This is a genomic window from Dickeya chrysanthemi NCPPB 402, assembly GCF_000406105.1.
GTDB lineage: Bacteria > Pseudomonadota > Gammaproteobacteria > Enterobacterales > Enterobacteriaceae > Dickeya > Dickeya chrysanthemi.
Genome location: NZ_CM001974.1, coordinates 4,002,506 through 4,026,373 on the forward strand (window position 1 = coordinate 4,002,506; position 23,868 = coordinate 4,026,373).

The 23,868-nt window shown below is 52.2% G+C and carries 19 protein-coding genes, 1 tRNA gene and 1 pseudogene; 8 read left to right on the plus strand and 13 right to left on the minus strand.

The features are described from left to right. Positions 1-85 precede the first annotated feature (85 nt). Entirely contained in the window at positions 86-2,563 is a 2,478-nt protein-coding gene (gene plsB / locus DCH402_RS17660; protein ID WP_040002535.1) for a glycerol-3-phosphate 1-O-acyltransferase PlsB, read from the plus strand. A gap of 43 nt (positions 2,564-2,606) precedes the next feature. On the opposite strand, the gene ubiA is transcribed toward plsB, so the two are convergent. From ubiA to DCH402_RS17685, 5 genes are all read right to left on the minus strand, one after another. After that, positions 2,607-3,470, minus strand: coding sequence for a 4-hydroxybenzoate octaprenyltransferase (gene ubiA, locus DCH402_RS17665; RefSeq protein WP_040003707.1), 864 nt, complete (start codon positions 3,468-3,470; stop codon positions 2,607-2,609). Between the two features lie 21 nt (positions 3,471-3,491). Continuing rightward, a complete protein-coding gene (ubiC, locus tag DCH402_RS17670) occupies positions 3,492-4,007 on the minus strand; it encodes a chorismate lyase (RefSeq protein WP_040002537.1) in 516 nt (171 codons plus the stop codon). A gap of 356 nt (positions 4,008-4,363) precedes the next feature. After that, positions 4,364-6,010 carry a chaperonin GroEL gene (gene groL, locus DCH402_RS17675; protein WP_013316259.1) on the minus strand — a complete coding sequence of 549 codons (1,647 nt, stop codon included), beginning with the start codon at positions 6,008-6,010 and terminating at the stop codon, positions 4,364-4,366. 45 nt (positions 6,011-6,055) lie between these two features. Further along, positions 6,056-6,349 carry a co-chaperone GroES gene (locus DCH402_RS17680; RefSeq protein WP_013316258.1) on the minus strand — a complete coding sequence of 98 codons (294 nt, stop codon included), beginning with the start codon at positions 6,347-6,349 and terminating at the stop codon, positions 6,056-6,058. 185 nt (positions 6,350-6,534) lie between these two features. Then, positions 6,535-7,035, minus strand: a complete 501-nt coding sequence (locus DCH402_RS17685; RefSeq protein ID WP_040002539.1) for an FxsA family protein — start codon at positions 7,033-7,035, stop codon at positions 6,535-6,537. Positions 7,036-7,491: 456 nt separating this feature from the next. Here DCH402_RS17685 and aspA point away from each other — a divergent pair, with 456 nt between their 5' ends. From aspA to DCH402_RS21700, 7 genes are all read left to right on the plus strand, one after another. After that, positions 7,492-8,931 carry an aspartate ammonia-lyase gene (aspA, locus tag DCH402_RS17690; protein ID WP_027713163.1) on the plus strand — a complete coding sequence of 480 codons (1,440 nt, stop codon included), beginning with the start codon at positions 7,492-7,494 and terminating at the stop codon, positions 8,929-8,931. A gap of 173 nt (positions 8,932-9,104) precedes the next feature. Next, positions 9,105-10,406 (plus strand): anaerobic C4-dicarboxylate transporter, encoded by a 1,302-nt coding sequence (locus DCH402_RS17695; protein ID WP_040002541.1) that lies wholly within the window; start codon positions 9,105-9,107, stop codon positions 10,404-10,406. 114 nt (positions 10,407-10,520) lie between these two features. Continuing rightward, positions 10,521-10,901, plus strand: a complete 381-nt coding sequence (cutA, locus tag DCH402_RS17700) for a divalent cation tolerance protein CutA (RefSeq protein ID WP_050583327.1) — start codon at positions 10,521-10,523, stop codon at positions 10,899-10,901. Then, the gene (locus DCH402_RS17705) at positions 10,877-12,595 is read left to right on the plus strand and encodes a protein-disulfide reductase DsbD (protein WP_040002542.1); all 1,719 of its coding nucleotides are present in this window, start codon (positions 10,877-10,879) and stop codon (positions 12,593-12,595) included. The genes cutA and DCH402_RS17705 overlap by 25 nt, the downstream gene beginning before the upstream one ends. A gap of 87 nt (positions 12,596-12,682) precedes the next feature. Then, positions 12,683-13,258, plus strand: coding sequence for a transcriptional regulator (locus DCH402_RS17710; protein WP_040002544.1), 576 nt, complete (start codon positions 12,683-12,685; stop codon positions 13,256-13,258). A gap of 161 nt (positions 13,259-13,419) precedes the next feature. Beyond that, positions 13,420-13,495: transfer RNA gene (locus DCH402_RS17715), tRNA-Phe, on the plus strand. Positions 13,496-13,619: 124 nt separating this feature from the next. Continuing rightward, entirely contained in the window at positions 13,620-13,838 is a 219-nt protein-coding gene (locus DCH402_RS21700) for a type II toxin-antitoxin system CcdA family antitoxin (protein ID WP_071604735.1), read from the plus strand. Between the two features lie 296 nt (positions 13,839-14,134). Here the strand turns inward: DCH402_RS21700 and DCH402_RS17725 are convergent, their stop codons facing one another. From DCH402_RS17725 to DCH402_RS17755, 8 genes and pseudogenes are all read right to left on the minus strand, one after another. Then, positions 14,135-15,118, minus strand: a complete 984-nt coding sequence (locus tag DCH402_RS17725) for a DUF4917 family protein (RefSeq protein ID WP_040002547.1) — start codon at positions 15,116-15,118, stop codon at positions 14,135-14,137. A 489-nt stretch (positions 15,119-15,607) separates the two neighbouring features. Next, the gene (locus tag DCH402_RS17730) at positions 15,608-16,102 is read right to left on the minus strand and encodes a GNAT family N-acetyltransferase (protein ID WP_040002548.1); all 495 of its coding nucleotides are present in this window, start codon (positions 16,100-16,102) and stop codon (positions 15,608-15,610) included. Continuing rightward, complete coding sequence (locus DCH402_RS17735) at positions 16,099-16,392, minus strand: type II toxin-antitoxin system TacA family antitoxin (RefSeq protein ID WP_040002550.1); 294 nt, start codon at positions 16,390-16,392, stop codon at positions 16,099-16,101. Before DCH402_RS17735 ends, DCH402_RS17730 begins: the two co-directional genes overlap by 4 nt. A gap of 269 nt (positions 16,393-16,661) precedes the next feature. Then, positions 16,662-17,801, minus strand: a complete 1,140-nt coding sequence (locus DCH402_RS17740; protein WP_040002551.1) for a DUF3322 domain-containing protein — start codon at positions 17,799-17,801, stop codon at positions 16,662-16,664. Continuing rightward, the gene (locus DCH402_RS23320; RefSeq protein WP_324607073.1) at positions 17,788-19,149 is read right to left on the minus strand and encodes an SbcC/MukB-like Walker B domain-containing protein; all 1,362 of its coding nucleotides are present in this window, start codon (positions 19,147-19,149) and stop codon (positions 17,788-17,790) included. Before DCH402_RS23320 ends, DCH402_RS17740 begins: the two co-directional genes overlap by 14 nt. A gap of 1,737 nt (positions 19,150-20,886) precedes the next feature. Beyond that, positions 20,887-21,090 (minus strand): annotated as a pseudogene (locus tag DCH402_RS23325) (ATP-binding protein); the annotation flags it as partial. Beyond that, positions 21,087-21,836, minus strand: coding sequence for a DUF4194 domain-containing protein (locus tag DCH402_RS17750; RefSeq protein WP_200864861.1), 750 nt, complete (start codon positions 21,834-21,836; stop codon positions 21,087-21,089). The pseudogene DCH402_RS23325 and the gene DCH402_RS17750, both read right to left, overlap by 4 nt. Positions 21,837-21,841: 5 nt before the next feature. After that, the gene (locus DCH402_RS17755; protein WP_071604737.1) at positions 21,842-23,338 is read right to left on the minus strand and encodes a DUF3375 domain-containing protein; all 1,497 of its coding nucleotides are present in this window, start codon (positions 23,336-23,338) and stop codon (positions 21,842-21,844) included. Positions 23,339-23,868 lie beyond the last annotated feature (530 nt).

Sequence of the window (23,868 nt, forward strand, 5' to 3'; positions counted from 1 at the left end):
GCAGCCATGGTTTCATCACCACAGATATCCTGTCGGGTTTCTGGTATCCTTGGCGCGCATTGCTAACAAGAGGCTTCTGGTTGTTATGTCAGGTTGGCGTAGAATTTACTATAAACTACTGAATTTCCCACTAAAATTACTGGTAAAAAGTAAGGTTATCCCACAGGATCCCGTTAATGAACAACGCCTGGATCCGACGCGGCCGATTTTCTATGTATTGCCTTACAACTCCAAGGCGGACCTGCTGACTCTGCGCACAAAATGTCTGGAGTTTGGTCTGCCCGATCCGTTGCAGCCGCTGCACATCGACGGAAAAACCTTGCCGAGCCACGTTTTTATCAATGATGGCCCGCGTTTATTCCGTTACTACGTGCCCAAGCAGCAGTCGATAAGACTGTTCCACGATTATTTGGATCTGCATCGCAATAATCCGGAACTCGACATACAGATGGTGCCGGTCTCCGTCATGTTTGGCCGCTCTCCCGGCCGCGAAGGACAAAATCAGGGGACGCCGCACCTGCGTCTGCTAAACGGTATTGAGAAATTTTTTGCAGTGTTATGGCTGGGCCGCGACAGCTTCGTACGTTTCTCGGTGCCTGTCTCGCTGCGTTATATGGCGACGGAGCACGGCACCGATAAAACCATCGCTCACAAACTGGCGCGCGTAGCGCGGATGCACTTCTCCCGTTTGCGGCTGGCAACCATCGGCCCGCGTTTGCCGGTTCGTCATGAGCTATTCAATAAGCTGTTGTCTTCACGGGCCATCGCTAAAGCGATCGATGACGAAGCGCGGGTTAAGAAGATCTCCCATGATAAGGCCCAGCAAAATGCCATCGCCCTGCTGGAAGAGATTGCCGCAGACTTCTCCTATGAAGCCGTCAGGTTATCCGATCGCGTCCTGAGCTGGACCTGGAACCGCCTGTACCAGGGCATCAACGTGCATAATGCCGAACGGGTACGCCAGTTGGCGCAGGACGGGCATGAAATCGTCTATGTTCCCTGCCACCGCAGCCATATGGACTATTTGCTGCTTTCATACGTGCTGTACCATCAAGGCTTGGTGCCGCCGCATATCGCTGCCGGCATTAACCTTAACTTCTGGCCGGCCGGCCCGATTTTCCGTCGCCTCGGCGCCTTTTTCATCCGACGCACGTTCAAAGGCAATAAACTCTATTCCACCCTGTTCCGCGAATATCTGGGCGAGTTGTTTACCCGCGGTTATTCGGTGGAATACTTTGTCGAAGGCGGCCGTTCCCGCACCGGCCGTTTGCTGGAACCCAAAACCGGCACGCTGGCGATGACGATTCAGGCGATGTTGCGCGGCGGTCCCCGACCCATTACGTTGGTACCGATTTACATCGGTTATGAACATGTGATGGAAGTCGGTACCTATGCGAAAGAGCTGCGTGGCGCCACCAAGGAAAAAGAAGGTTTCCTGCAAATGGTGCGTGGGTTACGTAAACTGCGCAATCTTGGGCAGGGGTACGTCAACATCGGCGAGCCGCTGTCGTTGACCTCATACCTCAACAACCACGTACCACAGTGGCGAGACGCCATCGATCCCATCGATCCACAACGTCCCGCCTGGCTCACGCCTACCGTGCAGAATATCGCCGACAGCATCATGGTGCGCATCAATAACGCGGCAGCCGCGAATGCGATGAATCTATGCTGTACGGCGCTGCTCGCCTCGCGCCAGCGTGCGTTGACACGCGAGCAAATGGAAGAACAACTGGAGTGTTATCTGCAACTGCTGCGTAACGTTCCTTACAGCCCCGATATCACCGTGCCTAATCAAACCGCGTCGACACTGCTGGAACACGCGCTGAGCATGGATAAATTCGAGGTGGAAAAAGACAACGTCGGCGACATTATCATTCTGCCGCGCGAGCAGGCGGTACTGATGACGTACTACCGCAACAATATCCACCATATGCTGGTTCTGCCGTCGCTGGTTGCCAGCATCGTGATGCATTGCCGACGTATCACTACGGCGGAACTGTTGGGCCAGATAACACTGATTTATCCGTTACTGCAGGCGGAATTGTTCCTGCATTACGAGAAAGCCGGACTGGCTGACGTGCTGGATGAATTGGTGGCCGAGCTGGCTCGTCAGCAACTCATTCTGAGCAAGGATGACGGGCTGGAGCTGAACCCCGCGCGTATTCGTACGTTGCAACTGCTGGCTGCCGGCGTTCGTGAAACATTGCAGCGCTACGCCATTACACTGGCCTTGCTGAATGCCAATCCGACGATCAGTCGCGGTGCGCTGGAGAAAGAGAGCCGCAGCATGGCGCAGCGCCTGTCTGTTCTGCATGGCATCAACGCGCCGGAGTTTTTCGATAAAGCCGTGTTCTCAACGCTGGTTAATACCTTACGTAGCGAAGGGTATGTCAGCGACACCGGCGAGGCGGTACTGGAGCACGTTCAGGCGATTTATGCCATGTTGGGCGAGCTGCTTAGCCCGGAAGTGAAACTCACCATTGAAAGCGCCAGCCTGGCGCAGGAAAGCAGCGACAGTGAACCTGCGGTAAATGCGCCGACACAGGAAGACGCTGAGTAAGAAGTCAGCAAGGAGCCCTGCGAAAACCCGCAGGGCCATACCGCTACAGGCCGAACAGGATGCCGAAAAACAGCACCATGCCAACATAGTTGTTATTTTTAAATGCCCGAAAACAGTTATCGCGCTCACGTCCGGCAATCAGTTTCTGCTGATACGCGAACAAGCCCGCCGCTACCAGTACCGACCAGTAAAAGATCTGGCCTAATCCCATCATCCGACCCAACGCCAACATCGACACCAGCGTCATCAGTTGTAATACGCCGATAATCAGCGTGTCATAACGGCCAAACAGGATAGCGGTCGACTTTATGCCGATCTTCAGATCATCATCGCGATCCACCATGGCGTATTCGGTGTCATAGGCGACGGTCCAGCAGATATAGGCGAAAAACATGAGCCAACAGGTTGTCGGCAATGATTCACTCACGGCAGCATAAGCCATCGGGATCGACCAACCAAACGCCGCACCAAGAACCAGTTGCGGCAAATGGCTAACACGCTTCATGAACGGATAAATCCACGCCAGCGCCAGCGCAGCGACGGATAACCAAATGGTCAATCGGTTCATGGTCAGCACCAAACCGAACGCCAACAGCACCAGTACCACAAACAGTACCTTGGCAGAGTGCTCGCTGACTAACCCGGCAGGTAACGGACGCGCAGCGGTGCGTTTAACATGGCCATCGAAATGGCGGTCTGCATAGTCGTTAATGACGCATCCTGCCGCACGCATCAGGAATACCCCGGCAACAAACACCAACAGCGTCCACAGTGCCGGGGCACCTCCCCCAGCCAACCACAACGCCCATAGCGTTGGCCATAACAGCAACAAGGTGCCTATCGGATTGTTGATACGCATCAGACGAAAATACGCGCCCCAGCGTCCCGACGTTAACAATCTTTCCAACGCCTGATTCTCCTTCTGCACTCAGCCCTGATGGGCGTCGGGGAAATAAATGGGGGCATCCGGCAAAAATAGCTCGGTGATCAGCAACGGATTACCCGACAAAAGCAAACGCGCACGCCTGGCCCACAGCGCACCGCATCGGCCGGTTTGAATAATATCGCGCGGCGGCGGACCTTGCAGGAACAAGTAGCGACCCAACGGCGTGTTGCCAATCTGCGTCAAGTCGATATCCGCCTCTTCCAGCGTCTGCTCGGGTATCACCGTACGGCCAAATAACCAGGGCTTGTCATCCCCCAGCAGCGTAACTTCACGCAGCCAATAACGCTCACTCAGCGGCAACAGCGTCGACTCGCCGGCCATATCCAGTGACGATACAAACTGCTCCTGCCTGACCTGCACTGTCAGTCGCATGCAATGCAGCTCCAGACGGCGCGTCATAGACTCGTGGTAAACCAGCCAATCCACCACCGACGCAGGTAACTCTTCAGGCGCGCACCACTCAACCGAGTGCAGGCTAGCCAACGCCTTATCAGACATCTATCCCATACCACCTGGTGTTTAATAAATAAAACGCGCATATTGTAGCGCAGATGCTCATTGTAGCGAAGGATCGCACACTGATAACAGGTTACGAACCGCGCGTTAACGATTCGAGCGATTCACACACAACCTATCGGCCAGGCTCATCACGCCCTGTTGCAAATCAGCCGAACCATGGCAGATAAAATGCATCTCTCGCACACCCCCGGCACCCTCCGCTTCCCGCAGGCTACGCCTGCGGCCTGTCATTATTATTACGGCCTGCCAGATGAAAAAAAACTACCCGGCCGAAGCCGGGTAGTTTTTGTGCGACGGGAACTGCAGCGAAGCGACCACTGCAGCGGCGCGGCGGATTACATCATGCCGCCCATACCACCCATGCCGCCCATGCCGCCGGCAGCACCTAAATCAGGCGCATCGCCTTTCGGCAGCTCGGTCACCATACATTCGGTGGTGATCATCAGGCCGGCAACGGAGGCCGCGTACTGCAGCGCAGAACGGGTTACCTTGGTCGGATCCAGGATACCCATGTCGATCATGTTGCCATACTGTTCGGTTGCAGCGTTGTAACCGTAGTTACCTTCGCCCGCTTTCACGTTGTTGGCAACCACAGACGGCTCTTCACCGGCGTTGGACACGATCTGGCGCAGAGGCGCTTCCATCGCACGCTGAGCAACTTTAATACCTACGTTCTGCTCTTCGTTATCGCCTTTCAGGCCGTTGATAGCAGTAGCAACGCGGATCAGCGCCACGCCGCCGCCGGCAACTACGCCTTCTTCAACGGCAGCACGGGTCGCGTGCAGCGCGTCTTCAACGCGGGCTTTCTTCTCTTTCATTTCCACTTCGGTGGCTGCGCCGACTTTGATAACCGCAACGCCGCCTGCCAGTTTGGCTACGCGCTCTTGCAGTTTTTCACGATCGTAATCAGACGTGGCTTCTTCGATCTGCTGACGAATCTGAGTCACACGGCCCTGAATAGTGGCTTCATCGCCCACGCCGTCAATGATGGTGGTGGTGTCTTTGTTAATAACCACACGCTTGGCCTGACCCAGATCTTCCAGCGTGGCTTTTTCCAGCTCCAGACCGATTTCCTCGGAAATCACGGTACCGGAAGTCAGGGTAGCGATGTCCTGCAACATGGCTTTACGACGGTCGCCGAAGCCCGGTGCTTTCACCGCAGCCACTTTCACGATACCGCGCATGGTGTTGACCACCAGCGTCGCCAGCGCTTCGCCTTCTACGTCTTCAGCGATGATCAGCAGCGGTTTGCCGGCTTTAGCAACGGCTTCCAGCACAGGCAGCATTTCGCGGATGTTGGAGATTTTTTTGTCAGCCAGCAGGATGAACGGGCTTTCCAGCTCAACCGAACCGGTTTCCGGTTTGTTGATGAAGTACGGAGACAGGTAGCCGCGGTCGAACTGCATACCTTCCACGACGTCCAGCTCGTCTTGCAGACCTGAGCCTTCTTCCACCGTGATCACGCCTTCTTTACCCACTTTTTCCATGGCTTCGGCGATCAGTTTACCTACGGTTTCGTCGGAGTTGGCGGAAATGGTGCCTACCTGAGCGATAGCTTTGGTATCAGCGCAAGGAACGGACAGTTTTTTCAGTTCTTCTACAGCGGCGATAACGGCTTTGTCGATACCGCGCTTCAGATCCATCGGGTTCATGCCTGCCGCAACGGCCTTCAGACCTTCGTTAACGATAGCCTGAGCCAGTACAGTTGCAGTGGTGGTGCCGTCGCCAGCCGCGTCGTTGGCTTTGGAGGCAACTTCTTTCACCATCTGGGCACCCATGTTCTCGAACTTGTCTTCCAGTTCGATTTCACGTGCAACGGACACGCCGTCTTTAGTGATGGTCGGCGAGCCGAAGGATTTGTCCAGTACTACGTTACGGCCTTTCGGGCCCAGCGTAACTTTTACTGCATCAGCCAGCACATTAACGCCACGCAACATTTTTACCCGAGCGTCATTACCGAATTTTACGTCTTTAGCTGCCATTGGTAGTTTCCCTTGAATTCGTTTCGTTCAGATGATTACGTAAGATTAGGCTTCAACAATCGCCAGAATGTCGCTTTCAGACATGATCAACACCTCTTCGTTGTCGATCTTCTCAGTCTTCACGCCATAGCCATCATTGAAAATGACGATATCGCCTACTTTCACGTCCAGCGGTTTCACTTCACCGTTTTCCAGGATGCGGCCATGGCCGACGGCCAGGACTTCACCACGGGTGGATTTACCCGCTGCAGAACCGGTCAGAACGATGCCGCCAGCAGATTTTGATTCAACTTCTTTGCGCTTGACGATTACGCGGTCATGCAATGGACGAATTTTCATTGATAGCTCTCCTTTGAGAAAGTCCATATCAGCTTAGGTTAAATACCGGTTGTACTCTGACACCCGGCCTTGTGGTGAACTAAGTGGGGACGTTTCGCGACGCTTCAAGGGAGGAAAAAAATTTTTTTGCATTAAGTTAAATTTTTCTGCGCAACCCCGCACGCTGACGCCCCCGCAAGGTCGGATCAGCGATGCGAGGAGTCGTCGGAGGCGTTGTCGTCGCGGCGGTTATCGGGTTTGTCCAGTTGGCCGTGCTCGTCCTTACGCTGAAACTCACCTTCAAACACATTGCCTTGGCCGCCATGATTCCCCGGCCCTGGGCGGCCGCGCCAGATTTGTAAATGCGGCATCAGCTTAAGCGTCAGGTGTTTTTGCACCGGCGGCAGCAGCAACAATAACCCCAGGAAATCGGTGAAAAAGCCCGGCACCACCAACAGAAAGCCAGCCAGGATCAACGACACGCTCTTGACCAGCTCGGCAGCCGGACTTTCCCCCGCCTGCAAACGCTGCTGCATCAGCATAATGTTTTTCATCCCCTGGTTACGCACCATGGAGATCCCAATGCAGGACGTCATCACCACCAACAGTAGCGTGACCGCCACACCCAGCGCCTCGGCTACGCGGACGAAAATAGAGACTTCGATGTAAACGAACAAAAAAATCAGCAAAAGCGGTAACCAGCGCACCCAAAGCTCCTGTGGTTAATATCCAACGCATTGATAGAAGGGTTTACAACACCACGCAACCATCAGATTTACCTTACGTGGTCATCACAATCAGGTATGAAGATACGACCAGTTGACATGGTACAGTACCTTATACTTCAACGCGCCATTTACCCTTTATTGGCGGTCGATAATAGAGCAGATGAATAAAGCAGATGGTAGTGCAAACACCCTTTTTCAACCATGATGGCGAGATATCTGTTTATTTCCGTGCAACGTCATGACTCTTATCACAGTTCGTGCTCCGGAAGAGAGATGACTGCCCATCTGTGATCGGGGCAACGGAATTTCGGCTAATCAACAGAATATCATAATAGCAACAGCAAGCATGGTGGTTAAACATTCTGCTGCTGTCTTCCACGGTAAGACGATACATCCTATAAATTCTAATCGATAGAAGTATAAGAGAAGGCTCTCATGTCAGATAACATTCGTATTGAAGAAGATCTGTTAGGTACCAGAGAAGTTCCTGCTGATGCGTACTACGGTGTGCATACGTTGCGTGCTATAGAAAACTTCTATATCAGCAACCAGAAAATCAGCGATGTGCCGGAATTTGTACGCGGCATGGTCATGGTGAAAAAAGCCGCTGCTATGGCGAACCGTGAACTTCAAACCATACCGCGCAAGATTGCCGACACCATCATCAAAGCCTGCGACGAAGTGCTGGTTAACGGCAAATGCCTGGACCAATTCCCGGTCGACGTATTTCAGGGCGGAGCAGGTACATCCGTCAACATGAATACCAACGAAGTGCTGGCCAATATCGGTCTGGAACTGATGGGCCATAAAAAAGGGGAATACCAATACCTGAACCCCAATGACCACGTCAATAAATGCCAGTCCACCAACGATGCCTACCCTACCGGTTTTCGCATCGCAGTGTATATCAGCATCCTGAAACTGGTCGACGCGGTGACCGTATTGGCCGATGGTTTTGAGAAAAAAGCGAAAGCATTCGAAAACATTCTGAAGATGGGCCGCACCCAGCTACAGGATGCCGTACCGATGACGCTGGGCCAGGAGTTCCATGCTTTCAACGTGTTGCTGAAAGAAGAGAACAGGAACCTGCTGCGCACCGCGGAACTGCTGCTGGAAGTGAACCTGGGCGCGACCGCTATCGGCACCCGACTGAATACGCCGGAGGGTTACCAGCAACTGGCGGTACAGAAACTGGCGGAAGTCAGCAAACTGGCGTGCGTACCGGCGGAAGACTTGATCGAAGCGACCTCCGACTGCGGTGCTTACGTCATGGTGCACAGTGCGTTGAAACGCCTGGCGGTCAAACTGTCCAAAATCTGTAATGACCTGCGTCTGCTCTCCTCCGGACCGCGTGCCGGGCTGAACGAAATCAACCTGCCGGAACTGCAGGCCGGTTCCTCCATCATGCCGGCCAAGGTCAACCCGGTGGTGCCGGAAGTGGTCAATCAGGTGTGCTTCAAAGTCATCGGCAACGACACGTGCGTTACCATGGCGGCCGAAGCCGGTCAGTTGCAGTTGAACGTGATGGAGCCGGTCATCGGCCAGGCTATGTTCGAATCGACCCAGATTCTGACCAACGCCTGCTACAACCTGCTGGAGAAATGCGTTGAAGGCATCACAGCCAACAAAGAAGTCTGTGAATCCTACGTGTTCAACTCTATCGGTATCGTCACCTATCTGAACCCGTTCATCGGCCACCACAACGGCGACATCGTCGGCAAGATCTGCGCCGAAACCGGCAAAAGCGTGCGTGAAGTGGTGTTGGAGCGCGGTCTACTGACCGAAGCCGAACTGGACGACATCTTCTCGGTGCAGAACCTGATGCACCCGGCTTACAAGGCCAAGCGCTACACTGAAGACCAAGACGCGTCCTAATTCCGCACTGTCTTCTCCGTAAGGCACGTCAGTCCGTTAGGGCTGCGTGCCTTTGTTCTATCCACTCTTTTTTCCGCGCCGCAAAAGGCCAGCCTTTAGCCATAATCATAAGAAAAAGATATGGAAAGACGTTTTGCAATGTCACGGGCAACAAAATCAGAAGGAACATCAACATGGTTATTCTGGAACTATTTATCGTACTCCTCGCTATTTATCTGGGCGCCAGGCTCGGCGGTATCGGCATCGGTTTCGCCGGTGGGCTCGGCGTACTGGTTCTGACGCTGGGGTTTAACATTAAACCGGGTGTGATTCCGTTCGATGTGATTGAAATCATCATGGCGGTTATCGCCGCCATCGCCGCGATGCAGATAGCCGGCGGCATGGATTATCTGGTCAGTCTGGCTGAAAAACTGTTACGTCGTCAGCCGCGTTACGTCACCTTTCTTGCTCCGCTGGTGACCTATTTCATGACGCTGCTGGCAGGGACGGGCCACACCGCCTTTTCCACCCTGCCGGTTATCGCCGAAGTCGCGAAGGAACAAGGCATTCGCCCTTCTCGTCCGCTCTCGATAGCGGTTGTCGCCTCACAAATCGCGATTACGGCCTCACCTATCTCAGCGGCGGTGGTCTTCGTCGCCGGCATACTCGAACCGAAAGGCGTCAGCTATCTGGCCCTGCTCGGCATCTGTATTCCCAGTACGCTGATCGCCATTCTGCTGACCGCCATACTGACCAATTTCCTCGGCAAGGAGTTGAAAGACGACGAGGTTTATCAGGAACGCCTGCGTAAAGGCGAAGTCTCGCTACGCGGCCACGGCCAACTGGAACTGAAACCCGGCGCCAAACGCTCGGTTGGGCTATTTCTTGTCGGCATTATCGCCGTGGTGCTGTACGCCACCGCCATCAGCGACACCGTCGGGTTGATTCATAATCCGGTGCTGCCGCGTAACGAAGCGATCGTGGTGTTCATGCTGACCATCGCAACGCTGATTTGCCTTACCTGCCGCGTCGATACCGCACAGATCCTCAGCGCCAGTACCTTCAAGTCTGGCATGAGCGCCTGTGTGTGCGTGATGGGCGTTGCCTGGCTGGGAGACACCTTCGTCAAAGCACACATTGGCGATATTCAGAACACAGCCGGTACGCTGCTGCAAAGCCATCCGTGGATGCTGGCGGTGGTGTTGTTCTTCGCGGCAACGCTGCTGTATTCACAAGCCGCCACCGCCAAGGCGCTGATGCCTGCGGCACTATTACTGGGCGTCAGCCCGGTGACGGCCATCGCCTCGTTTGCCGCGGTGTCGGCGCTGTTTGTCCTGCCCACCTACCCCACGCTGCTGGCGGCGGTAGAAATGGATGACACCGGCTCAACGCGCATCGGCAAATATGTATTCAACCATGCGTTTTTGATCCCCGGCGTGGTGGCGATTTCGTTGTCGGTTATTTTCGGCTTTGTCATTGGTCACATGGTGCTGTAACCCCCATCGGGATCGTAAAGTTTTTTCGGATCGGCGCTCCGGCGTCGATCCGACCTTACGCTTCCCTACCTCGCACGGTATAGTGTGTCTACCGTTACCGTTATCGAGGTCACGATGTCAGATTCTCATGACAACTCATCGTTTAACAATGATATACCGTTAAATAACAAGGCATTAGCCAGTAACGCGGTGGTGATACTGTGCACCGCGCCTGATGAAAACTGTGCCCGACAACTGGCCCAATCTGCGCTGGATGCGCGACTGGCGGCCTGCGTCACCTTACTGCCGGGCGCGACTTCCCTGTATCACTGGGAAGGTAAACTGGAACAGCAGACGGAGATTCAACTGCTGCTTAAAAGCGACAGGGAACACCAGTCCGCACTGCTGACTCACCTGAAACAACAGCATCCTTACCAGACACCAGAACTGCTGGTGCTGCCGGTCGAGGGTGGCGACAGCGATTATCTCTCATGGCTCAACGCATCCTTACGCTGACGGTTCTGTGCCTCAGCCTGTTTTTCAGTACGTTGGTTACCGCGCAAAACCCTTTCGGGCGCAGCGCCCAGTCTCAGTTTCTGCCGGTCGATCAAGCCTTCGCGTTTGATTTTCAGCAGCGTGGCGATCAATTAACCGTGGGCTGGCAAATTCACCCCGGTTATTACCTGTATCGACAGCAAATCAAGCTCGATAGCGCACTTATCGCACCACCGGGTGTAACGCTGCCGCCGGGCGAATCACACCGTGACGAGTTTTTCGGCGAAGTGGCTATTTATCGCCAGTCGCTGACGCTCACTATCCCCCTACGCGACGTACCGCCCGGCGCATCGCTCAGCATCACCTATCAGGGCTGTGCCGACGCGGGCTTCTGCTATCCGCCGGAAACCCGCTCGGTGCCGCTCAGTGCGATTAGCTCAGGCACACCTGCGGCGCCAGCCGTCATCACACCGCAGCCGGACCGCACCCATACCCCGCAATTACCGTTTTCGCCGTTCTGGGCTTTGCTGATCGGCATTGGCGTTGCTTTTACCCCCTGCGTGCTACCGATGTACCCGCTGATCTCCGGGCTGATTCTCGGCCGTCAGCAACGCTTGTCCACCGGTCGTACGCTGCTGTTGACGCTGGTGTACGTACAGGGAATGGCATTGACCTACACCCTGCTTGGCCTGGTAGTAGCGGCGGCAGGGCTGCGCTTTCAGGCAGCATTGCAGCATCCTTATGTGCTGATCGGGTTATCGGTCATGTTTGCGGCGCTGGCGCTGTCGATGTTCGGTGTCTACAGCCTGCAACTGCCATCATCGCTGCAAACGCGTCTGACGTTGTGGAGTAACCGTCAGCAAAGCGGCTCCGCTACCGGAGTATTCGCGATGGGGGCGCTGGCGGGGTTGATTTGCTCGCCCTGCACCACTGCGCCACTCAGCGCGCTGCTGTTGTACATCGCTCAGAGCGGTAACCTGCTGGCCGGCGGCGGCTCGCTGTATTTGTATGCGCTCGGTATGGGGCTGCCGCTGATGGCGATTACCCTGTTCGGTAACCGGTTGTTGCCCAAACGCGGTCCCTGGATGAACCACGTCAAGGAAGGTTTCGGGTTTGTGATTCTGGCGCTGCCGGTATTCCTGCTGGGACGAGTGCTGGGTGACGTCTGGGAATGGCGCATGTGGGCGTTACTTGGCGTGGCGTTTTTCGGCTGGGCGTTTGCCCTCAGCCTGCGCAGTCATGCCGGCGCTATGAGAGCCGTACAGATTCTGCTGTTTCTGGGCGCGCTGCTGGCGGCACGTCCCTTGCAAGACTGGCTATTCACACCAGCGCAGCAGCAGCCCGCCAGCGCCGGCCAATTGCACTTTACATCGGCCAATACGCTGGACGAACTGACTACGGCGCTGGGTCGCAGCGACAACCGCATCACCATGCTGGACCTGTACGCCGACTGGTGCGTAGCCTGCAAAGAGTTTGAAAAATACACCTTCCGTGATGCAACCGTACAGCAGTCGTTATCCGCTATGCAACGGTTGCAGGCAGACGTTACCGCCAACAACGAAACCCAACGCGCGCTGCTGCAACACCTGAACGTGCTGGGATTACCGACTATTCTGTTTTTCGACGCCAGCGGACGAGAGATTCCAGGATCGCGCGTTACCGGCTTTATGGATGCCGCCGCGTTTGCCGCACATTTGCAAACGCTGAAACCGTAGTCAGGCAAAAGCTGGCGGCGAGAGACTTGCAAGATAACGGGGATAAACCACACTGATTAGTGATGGCTAATGAGCAGGAGAAGCATGATGCAACGGGAAGAGGTACTGGAACAGGCGCTGGCTCTGTTGGAGCGTCGCGGATTCGCCGACACCACGCTGGCGATGCTGGCCGAACAATTGGGCGTTTCTCCTGCCGAACTCCAGCCCTTTTGGCCTGACCGCGATGCGCTGCTGTACGACAGCCTGCGTTATCACAGCCAGCAGGTGAATATCTGGCGCAAGCAGCTCCAACTGGACGAACACCTCGGCCCGGAGCAAAAGCTGCTGGCGCGTTACCAACGGCTACAGGATGCCGTCAGCCAGCATCGCTTTCCGGGATGCCTGTTCATTGCCGCCTGCAGCGCGTATCCAGACCCGCTCCACCCGATTCATCAAATTGCAGAACAGCAGAAGCAGGCGTCGTATCAGTACACCAAAGCGTTGCTGGAAGAGATGGAAACCGACGATGCCGATATGGTGGCATTACAGTTGGAGCTGATTCTGGAGGGCTGCCTGAGCAAATTACTGGTAAAACGCCAGTTATCCGATGTGACCGTAGCGAAACGGCTGGCGGAAGACGTGCTGCGTGTTGCCATGTGTCGAAAACACGGCGCACTGGCGTAATGTTTTCACGCCCGTATCCACCGCCAGACAAGACGTCCAGCCATAAGCTGTCGCTTATTTACGCAAAAAGCGCATAAACGCTGAAAAAGCATCCAAACCGTCAAAAAGTGGGTGAATTCACGTTGACGCAGGCGCCTGAATCCGGTTTAATGCGCCCCGTTGCCCGGATAGCTCAGTCGGTAGAGCAGGGGATTGAAAATCCCCGTGTCCTTGGTTCGATTCCGAGTCCGGGCACCACTATTTAGAAAAACCAGCCTACAGGCTGGTTTTTTGCTTTCCAGCTTGCGGACTCTCCATCGAATACGTTCGATAACTCGCTGTTGCGACACCTCACCCTTCAGGCCAGAAAGGGATCACTCTCATGAAACACCGCACCAGCGTTACCGTGGACAAAAACGTTTATCCGCTTCAGAGTACTGCTGACACACCTCTTTCTGGTCAGGCCAATGCCGTGCCTGACAGACAAGCTCGTTGCACTAAAGTTGAAGAATGGAAGCAGGAAAACCGCGAAGGGATAGACGAAGTCGCCCAACTTATCGCGCAGAATGGCTCCTTTGCTGATGAAAACAGGAACTGGTGAGCATTCCACACATTGTTCGCCAATAATAAACGCACCGGCCATCACACAATGTTTGTCGATGTGCAAAGTAATATTGTCGAGACGCCAAAGCGCCGCATGGTTATCCTGCGTATCGAATGACATCACCTGTCTGAGAAAGTGAATAGTTCGGTTTACTGGGATACTTACAACCTTATCATAGACCGACGTCTACCACTCCATTAATAATGGTAGTAATGACCACAGTGATCATTAATAAAAACGATGCACCGCAATCAGGAAACACGGTTGTCATTCCAGCATCCGAATTAATAATATCAAAAATTTACATTTAATGGATGCGATAATGAATCAAAGAAATATATATTCTTTCCTTGTAGTTGTCGTCTCAATACGGCTTCTATTTCATCTATCTCTACTTGGTCTCTCCTTGGGTAAACACTTATAGCAATATCAGATAGCTCTTGGTTATTGGCTATGGCTTGCACAATATGGTTGTCATATTCCTCAGAAAGAGAGTGGCCGTAAACGACTAATTTACCTTTTATTTTACTGAGTTGAGCATAACAAAAACTCAGATAGTCGTTTGAACCAATCTTTCTTATTTTTTGTTCGCTTTTGCCTTCTGTTATAAACAATGGATATAATCCATCTCTTGCTACGTATGTTTCTTTTAATTTTTCAACCTCATCATCAAGAGTATCGGCTATTCGTCGTTTTTGTACGCTCCCATATTCGTTCACTTCAAGGTGTAAAGCTCCGTGCAAATAATAAAGTAACGTTTCATTCCCGCCAAATACTCCAGTATTATCTTTATCAAAGGTAACCCTATCACCGTCACCCCAGAAAAAGTCTTTCATATCGCTAAGCCCATTATCAAAGAAACTCCAGTAGGGAATCAAATCATAGTTCGTAGTGAACACTTTTCTATATATTTTTAGATTTTCATAAATAATTTTGGTTGGAGTGTCTTTTCTTAATACATGTTTTTTCCTTATTGTCGAAAAAAGCCCATTCTGAAGCTTTTTATAGGCTGTTTCTATGGCTGGCTTATTATAGTTATGAACAAGAAATGCGTGGTGATAAACTTTTAAAACCTCTTCGAAATTAGTAGTATCAAGTGCAGCGAATAGTCTAAATGTATCAGGATATATATCAATTTCACCCGTTCTAGCTAGTTTTACTGCTTCATCAAGAAGAATATCATAGCGGAATTTCTCGCTAACATTAATGCTAAAACCATTGCCTATTAATAAATTTTTAAAACTTTCGTTATCTTGTATTTCCCGCCAATCCATCATGATACTTTCCTTTTTTCTGTGATTACTGTTTGAAGTTGTATCAGAACATTGACAACACTCTGTGAACAGGTGGCAACGCGATGATGTTCTTTCTGTCGAGCAAATCAGCGCTCAACGACATTACGCTTTTTATAACACCATATATCGATTTTTCGTCGTTTATTCTGGCTGCTTTTCACTTGACCTGAACGTAATAACAGTGTTATTCATTTTATTTTCATATATTAACGTAGTGACCGCTTTGAATAACCCCTGTAGGCAGTATCGATTTCGGACGTAATTTCATATACCCGCTTTTTCGGATAATCCCAATCCGGTTAAGCACTGTTTCCTCATATCGACTCTCGTGGACTTCTCCACCACTCAGGCAGAAATTTAATGGTAATCCTGTGCCATCTGTAGCCAGATAGATTTTGATGCAAAAACAGCTATGGGTACCCTACAAAACGAACCATTCATTTTTTGATATTCACAGGCAAAACATCAATTTCAAATTGATAAACTCCCCACCAAATCCCTCAACGTCACCATCAACATCATCGGGTCAATCGGCGAAGGCTCAAATCCCACCCGCAGGTAAAAATCACGCGCTTCGTCAGACAGCGCATGAACCAACATCCCGCGAATGCCGATAGTATCCGCTACCTGAATCACCCGTAGCCCGGCATCACGCATCAGCGCTCGCCCGATACCCTGACCATGTAATGATTTATCTACCGCCAGACGCCCCAGCACTACCACTGGAATTGGATCGGGCATATTGCGGCGAAAGCGTCCGGGAGCGGCATTCGTTGCTACGGCACTGGAAGCCAATGAGTAATACGCCAGCACTTTTGAGCCATCGCAACTGACGAAAGTTCGTGATGCGCCAGTGACCTGATTTTTCATCGCCCGCTGTTTCAGCCAGTTGTCCATAGACTCCACCCCGCAACAGAATGAGGAAAGTGCATGTTCGGCGTGGAGTGGCTCAGGAGCGGAGATCATTTTTTCTGTTCCCACGGCGCAGGTGTTTGCATGGTTTTACGCAGCGCGGCATTTGGTGAAGGAGCCTGGTCCAGACGGGCGAGGAATTCCTGATAAGCGTCGGGATCCGCCATGATGATGCGCTGATCGATCAACGCTTCCTCTGCGGCGGCACGCGCAGCCTCAAGGACAAAATCAGTGCGATTCTTTCCTCTGGCCTTCGCTGCACGATCGATAAGATCCCGTTCGGCGGGCTTGATGCGTAAATTCAATGTTTCGCGTTTAACAGAAACACTGTTCGTCACTGACATGATGTTATCCTCCGCACTACTCTCTGGACATTAATCATACAGTAAACGTAACGCTAATGTCATTACGATTTATCGACATCATAAGGAATCGAACCAAAGGAACGAACCGGACATTTCTTCAGCGCTGTAACCCATCATTCTGATCTATCTATAAAATATGGGGCAATCTACGGATCTTGACAACAGCCACGGTTAAAATTTACGCTACATTTCAACTTAATAGAAAGCTGAATGATCCCGAGTCCGGCACCACTTATTTAACCACCCACTTAAAGCCACGCTTTGAGCGATTCTTCAACGACCCTTGCAGGCAAAAATTCCTGTTCCAGACGACCACGCGGTAGGCGGGTTAAGTAGCGATAAAAATCGGCCTCTTCATTAAGCAAGCCATCAGGTATTGCTTCCTGTGCTTTTACCGGTTCCGTAACCGCACTATGGCTGGCATATTGATCAAACAGCTCACGGTTCATGAGCAGAGCATCAAGCGTCGGACGGCAGCGCCTGGCTCTCGCCAGCATCAGCAGCCCCCAGCTATCCATATCCCCCCAATAAGCAATGTGTTTTTCATCCAGAGCCGGGCTGGATAACCATTGCACGTCAAGGCCGCACCCTAAAATTGCGATAGTGTCAGATAACACAGGGAGTTGATGCAGGCACTGCTCATTTTCAATCACCAGTATGCGTGATGCGGTCAGTGGCGTTTCCGCCAGTTCGGCCGTCGTCACCCGGCATTTTTTAAAAGGAAGCAAGCCGGGCGATAGCGGCACGACCAAAACCCAGTGGCTGGACTCATCAAAAGCATCAAGAAAAGTTGTTAATCCTTGCTCGCTGGCTTCGCCTGAAAAACGCACGTCCAGCAATCGGGTTAATAACGAAATATTATTCTCGATAAATTTGGTATCCACCCCTTGCCCGGAAAGTAGCCTTAACGGCAGCCCTTTTGCACAGCCAGGTGTTAATCGGCAGGCCAGCCTGGCAGCACTGATGATGTCCTGCGGATCTTTATGCCGCCAGAAAGAACGATGACTGACCAACAGCGGATGAAAAATGGGATCGACATGTTCAATAATTTCCTCCAGCAAGCGAAACTCCCGACTCACCGCCGGATCCGCCGCCGCCTTGATCCACTCAGAAGGGCTATTCAAGACCCAGCGTAACGGCATTGATACCGCTCTGTCGCTCGCCCGATAACTGACATTTTCCCAATCCACACGCCCAACCACGACTTGCCGCCATAACTGCACATGCTGCAAAACGCACTGAGTTTGCTCTGCGAATAGCCTGGCGGAAGGTTTGCCGATGGACAGACAGAGCGGCCAGCTACCGGGTGGAAGTAAGCGTTCAGTCCGGAGTTTTGCATTGTCCCACTGTCGGGCAAGCTTTTTACGTAAATCATCAGGAGAGTACACCTTGGACTGTCCCCCTCTTCTGATAATGTTGTTCAAGCTCTTCCCAGCTCAGCGAGGCCATGTTCGAATCCTGACCGCGCCGGTGAACGACAATCGCCGAGCGGGTATGGTCGCGCAGCAGGCGCATCTCTTTATTCGGGGTGATGAATACAGCATGTAAACCAAATTCTCTAAGCGCGGCAATGATCCTGCCCGCCACGGCGTGAGAGCTACGGGAGAATGCTTCATCGAGGACAATAGTACCAAACAGCGGATAACGGCTCCCTGCAGGGCAGAGGGCATAGCTCAGTGACGCGGTCAACACGTAGGAAGCGATAATTTCTTTTTCTCCGCCGCTACCGCCCTGTGACCCAGTACGTGACTCAATCACGCTTCCACTCTGACGATCCATCACCGATACAGCGAACTCCAGACGAAAACGCGGATCAAGCAACGCTTTCGCCCCGAGTGTACGATGTCGTTCACAGGCATCCCGTAGTTGCGCTACCAACACCTGTAAGGCCTTATAATGACTCTCGCCGTTATCATCAACAAACCGGGCGGTATTCAGTTGACGCTGTGCTTTCTCAAGCGTGCGCAGGCTTTCATGGACAACTTTTTTCGTATCCAGACGCAGGTAGCGGCCCGGTTGAAAGTCCACCCTGAACATGGTTTCATTGAGTTCGTTGAGGCGCTCTTCAATCACCAGCACCTCATGATCGATATGGCTGAGCAGTTGCGTTACGCCGTCGTCAGATGAACGATTTAGATAGTCAAGGAAACGGCTGAGCTTTTCTGGTAGCGCTTCTTCGGTCAGTTCCTGCAAACGCTGTAAATAAACAGGAACATCGTCCAAATCAGCCCCTGCCTCAGCAAGTGCCCCTGTATCCACACGTTTGGCTTCAGACATACGTTTGGTCAACTCAATGTTCAATCGGTGCAGTTCACCTTTAACACGCTCAATTTCTTGCTGAATTGCCCGCTCATGTTGACGTTCCAGATCGCGAATGTTAGGCAGTTGCTCCAGAGTCACCGCAGGAAAATGTGACGCGCACAACTCTCGCTCTTCATCCTGCATACCTTGTTGCGCAGTTTGCTGGGCCTTGCGTTCTGCGGCCCGGGCTGAGATGAGTTCCGTATCCAGCCCGTTAGTGACTTTATTGGCGGCTCTGAGCTGCTTATCAATTTCAGATTCAACCGTTTGAGCCTCATCAAGTTTTGCTTTTGCCACGCTGGCGTCGGAATCCGGGTGGTTCAGATTCTCCAGCCGCTCCTTGAGCGCTTCCAGTTGGCTCTTTGCGCCGTGAACATCGATGTTATCGAAATTAATCTGTTGTATTTTCTGGAATGAAATTGCCTGAGTTTGCAAAAGCCCGACCTCGCCTTTTGCAAACTCAAATGCCTCGCTTGCGGTTTTAACCTGCTCCTGGAGCGCGGCAATTTCTTTGGCAAGAAAGTTCAGACGATCGCGGTTATCGAATCCCGTTAGCCAGTCTTCATCAAGGCGTTTCTGATCCTGCTTGTCATAAAAACGCTGCTTACCGGACATTAACCCCTGAACCGTCATAGCATGAGGCGTGTCACGCAACTGTTCAGGGCTATCAACACAATGCCTGTCGCTTTCTGCCAGCAATGCTTTAACGGCCTCTCGCCACGGATGCTCTTTCCACAACAGCTTGCGGGTAAAGCCATCATCGAAAAACCGGACGGACGAGTGCGGTAATTTGACCTCCAGTAGCCGCACATGCAGACGATTGTTGCGCTGATTGACCCAACGCAGCGCTTCCGGTGCCGATTCTGGCGAAACAAGAATACGCAGCCGGTTACTCCCAACCGCGCGCTCAATCGCACCGCGCCATTGTGCCTCTTCCGGTTTAACCTGGATCAGTTCAGCGACGAAAGGCAGTTCAGACTCATCAACGTTCAACGCTTTTGCCAGCTCGCTACGAAACGTCTGATAATTTGCAGGGAGGTTAGAATCCGGACGACGCGCGATCTCAGCGCGTTCAGTCTCCCGCTCCCGAAGTATTTCGGTAATGCGATGACTGAGCGCGCCTTTTTGATATACCTCTTCCTGTTTTAGCCTTATCTCGTCAGCAAGTTGCTCACACCGGGCTTGCGCTTCATGCCGGTTCGCCTCAAGTTGTGGCTGACTCAGGTCAGACGGCAAGCCAAGATTGCGGGTCAACTGTTGATACTGGTGCGCCTGAGTCTCCAGACTGCCAAGCCTTTTTTGCCAGTCCTTGATGCGATCATTCAGATCATCAATGTTTGCGCCACCAGCCTGGTAATAACGCTGCATGCAATCAGCAACCACCTTTTTTTGCAGCTCAAGCTGTGACTGTAACCGTGCTTCGCTGGCTTCTGCCTCGCCAAGTTCGGCGTCAAGACGATTGACCTTTTCCCGCCAGAGCTGACTTGCCTGTTGTGCAAACCAGATGGGTAACAGCGATTCCAGCGCCTTCCTGTCAGCCAATTGTCGCTCCTGCTTCTGGTACTTATCCCAACTCAGGGCAACAGGTTGCAAGGACTGCTGCTGTTTGCGCGCCGTTTCCAGTTCCTGATGAATTTCAGTCAGGCCATCAAAACTATTGGCTACTTCCGTTGCGCGATCGAAGGCGGAATGGTCGTCCAGCACCAGCTCGCGAAAAATCTCATCAATACTGTTGAGTTGTTTTAACCCTGCCGCCCGATTTAGCAGCGTAAATGCGTTTTCCCCCACCTCAAAGAAATCCCGCAGGCGCGCCAGATACTGTTTTTTATTCGGGTATATCCAGATCCCGGTCGTTTCTTTTTCCATTTGCCTCAGCAATCGTGTACCGCCGTCATGGTAAACGTTCAGCCAGTGCTCAAGCGTCTGCCCAGGATTATCGCTGAACAGCCAAAGCCTTTTCATATCCGTCACGCTGGAACTGGTGGAATCAAACCACAGCAACGCCCCCAGGCGTACCTGTTGCCCTTCACGTTCCAGCGTAGCGGCAACGCCGGTCACGGTTTTACCCGGTCTGGCAATATGCGACTGCCCTTCACCGCCATCGCCGGGGCCGGATACACCGCGCACGTAGGAGATAAGATCCCTGTCGCTTTCATGTCCTCCGGTTGAGGCCAGGTTGTAGCGGGGAGTGGCGCAGAGTAGCGTCATCAAGGCATCGACCAGCGTGGTTTTTCCGCTCCCGGTTGGGCCAATAACGGCAGTACCTTCCTGATGGATTGCGGCCTGATGCAATCCATGAAAACCACCCCAGTTGAACAACTCGATGTGAGTAAGAATGAAAGATTCCTTCCCCACCAGATGAGATACCTGATTCATACATCCTCCTCGCTGCTATCCTTTTCTGACGCGTTATCCGGGGAGGTTTGCCGGGCAATCTGTTCCCGCAGCCATGCCAGTAATGCCTGAAGATTAATCGGATCGGCAAGATGGGCAATGATCGGACGAATCACTATCCGCTCATGCGCATCCGGCGATGTGACCAGCCCATGCCCTTTTAATTGATCCAGCAAGGTAAGCAGTCGGGTGCGTTCTTTTGATTCACTCCCCGGATCGCCAAGGTAAATCTGGAGTTGGGGGAGGAGATCGTCGATAGCTATCTGCGCCTGGCCGGCACCGATTCCACTTTCTTGCTCCCAGGCAACAAAATGCTGGCGCAGTATGGCAACTAATAATGATTGTTCCAGGTTAAGCCGTTGCCGCCTCACCAGAGGGTGTGACCATTCATCCTGCTCTGGCGTTTCATCAAGCCTGACTTTGACATACAGCAGGCCGCGAATCTCATCAATACCGATATCCAGATCGAGAGGTTCCAGAATGCGGGTAACCTCTTCCGGATGAGTAAGTAAGACACGGTACAGATTGGGTTTACTGGCCTCTTCCAGCAAGCCGTATTTGAGCAATTCCTGAGTCGCTTCGCGTATTTTTTTCAGTGTTCGCATTGCGCTACTGGTTGCCGTTTCCTCAACCGACGAATCGGCGACCTCTTCGTCCAATGGTTCTGGTTCACCGCCTGCATTTGCGGTAACGCTCCGGTTAATCAGTTTGTCAAAAAAGCCCGCCATACCTACTACTCCCAATCAATATCCATTAACGCCTGACTTTCCAGACCGGTAGTGGGCAGATTAAATCGCCAGCGACGCCCTTCCCCATCACTAATCTCAACAAATTCGCGCTGCGAATCAATAACCTCAATACCCGCTTCTCTCGCCATACCAATCCAGACGGTGAACGTTTCGAGATCGTGAACCGGGGGCAACAACGCCGCCAGTTCAACCAGACCAACGGGACGATTTTCTTTTGCCAGAAGCAACAATGTCTGCTGAATCAACGCATCACGATCGAGGCCATTAAAAGCATCCCAGAAATCATCACCAATCTGCGTTAAATCAGTTGCATGGTTACTGAGATCCAATGTCTGTTCTGCTTCGTCATCCATTTCTTTAAAACGTAAGCGTTCAATAGCGGGGATACCCGTTACCGCCACACCAACGGCAGGAAGAGGAACCTCTTGTTTGCGAATCATCTGGCGCTGCCAGTCGAGCTTTAACGCCTGATTCAGAAATTCATTAAGCAGATGACCAACACGGTGATGTTCAGCTGCAAGACCCGTTTTCATAAAACCGCGGACATCGCGCTCGCTACGGGCGCGTGCCTGAAGTACGGTTTGCGATTCATTGACCAAGCGTTTAACCAGCCAGCGCAAATCGTAACGCTGTAGACGGTTGAGCGCATCGGAAGCAGAGGGGTGATTGAGGATGACGCGCAGTCGCTCGCTCATTGCCGTCAACTCAGCTGAATGGCGTAGCTGCTGCTGAAAACTGTCGAAGACTCTTCCTTCCGGCGTATTAAGCAGCGCGTCCTGATCGTTCAGCAGGCGATCGACTATATCGCCGCGATGATATTGCTCACCGATAATGGATTGCCGAAGCGCACGGTCTGCCTCGCGCCAGGAGTCTTCAACGCGGCGAAAGTCGGCCCTCAGGCTGGAAGCTAAATTGAAGACCTCACGAATATGTTCAACCGCCTGATGCGTTTCCAGCACCTTAATATGCCCGGCTTCTGCCTCCTGTAATTCACGTTCCAGTTCGGCAATACGACGACGTAAGGTTGAAACCCGGTTTGCCGGATTAGGATTAAGCCGGGTTTCCAGGTTTTCAATTTCTCGCTGTACGATGGATAAACGGGAAGCCGTAGAGGTCATGAAACGATTATCCAGAGACTCAACAAACGTAATCGCGACCTCAAGCGCATCGGTGGCGAAGATACGTCCATCCCGTTCGACAATTAAACGGCGTTTAATCCATTCCCGCAGCTCACGACTGGCCTGAAGAGATGGATTGTCCTGATTAATGCCATATTGCTCCTGACTCACATGCTCGACAAGAATGCCGCTAAGAGACTGAATAGCTTCCTCAAGAGGGATACCATCATGTGATTTTTCAAACAGCGTTTTCAGGCAACTCAATACCAGCGGGGAACGGCGGGAAGCAAGAAGTATCCAGGCTGGATGCTGATTTTTTGCTGAAATATAATTTTCCGTACGCTGCCTTGTGTTTTCTTCCATATAGCAGAGCCTTCAAAATGCTGGTTGAGGTGCACAGACTACGATAATTCGCCGTTGCGGATTTTTCTCCAGTAGCCTGCCTTGCTTTGTGATTTTCATCACAATATTTCCCCAGTTGATTTTCTCCATTATCAAGAAAAATCCCGGAACCTGTGTGCTATAAGTTAGGGCTAAAGTAACACTGATAACATCCAGAATAACTTTACAAGGCAGGATGCAGGAATGCGTGGTGGAAAAATGCGGAATTTGTGTTAATTCGCCATGATAAAAAGATAACTACTCTGTTCCAAAACAATGAGGGAAATTTATGGTACAGAACAGATTACGTGCCGTAAGAATGGGGTTGCAGGTCAATTAAACACCCATTTTTCGTGATAACTATCAAAAAACAAAGCGATTTTTTATGGGGGCTTTAGTGGGGCGCTGTTTGTGAGAAATATTAACAAAACCAATAATTAACAGAAAGTTAATCGTGAGTATGACTCCGAATCCGTCCATCTATTTAAAGAACCCGCCCACAAGGCGGGTTC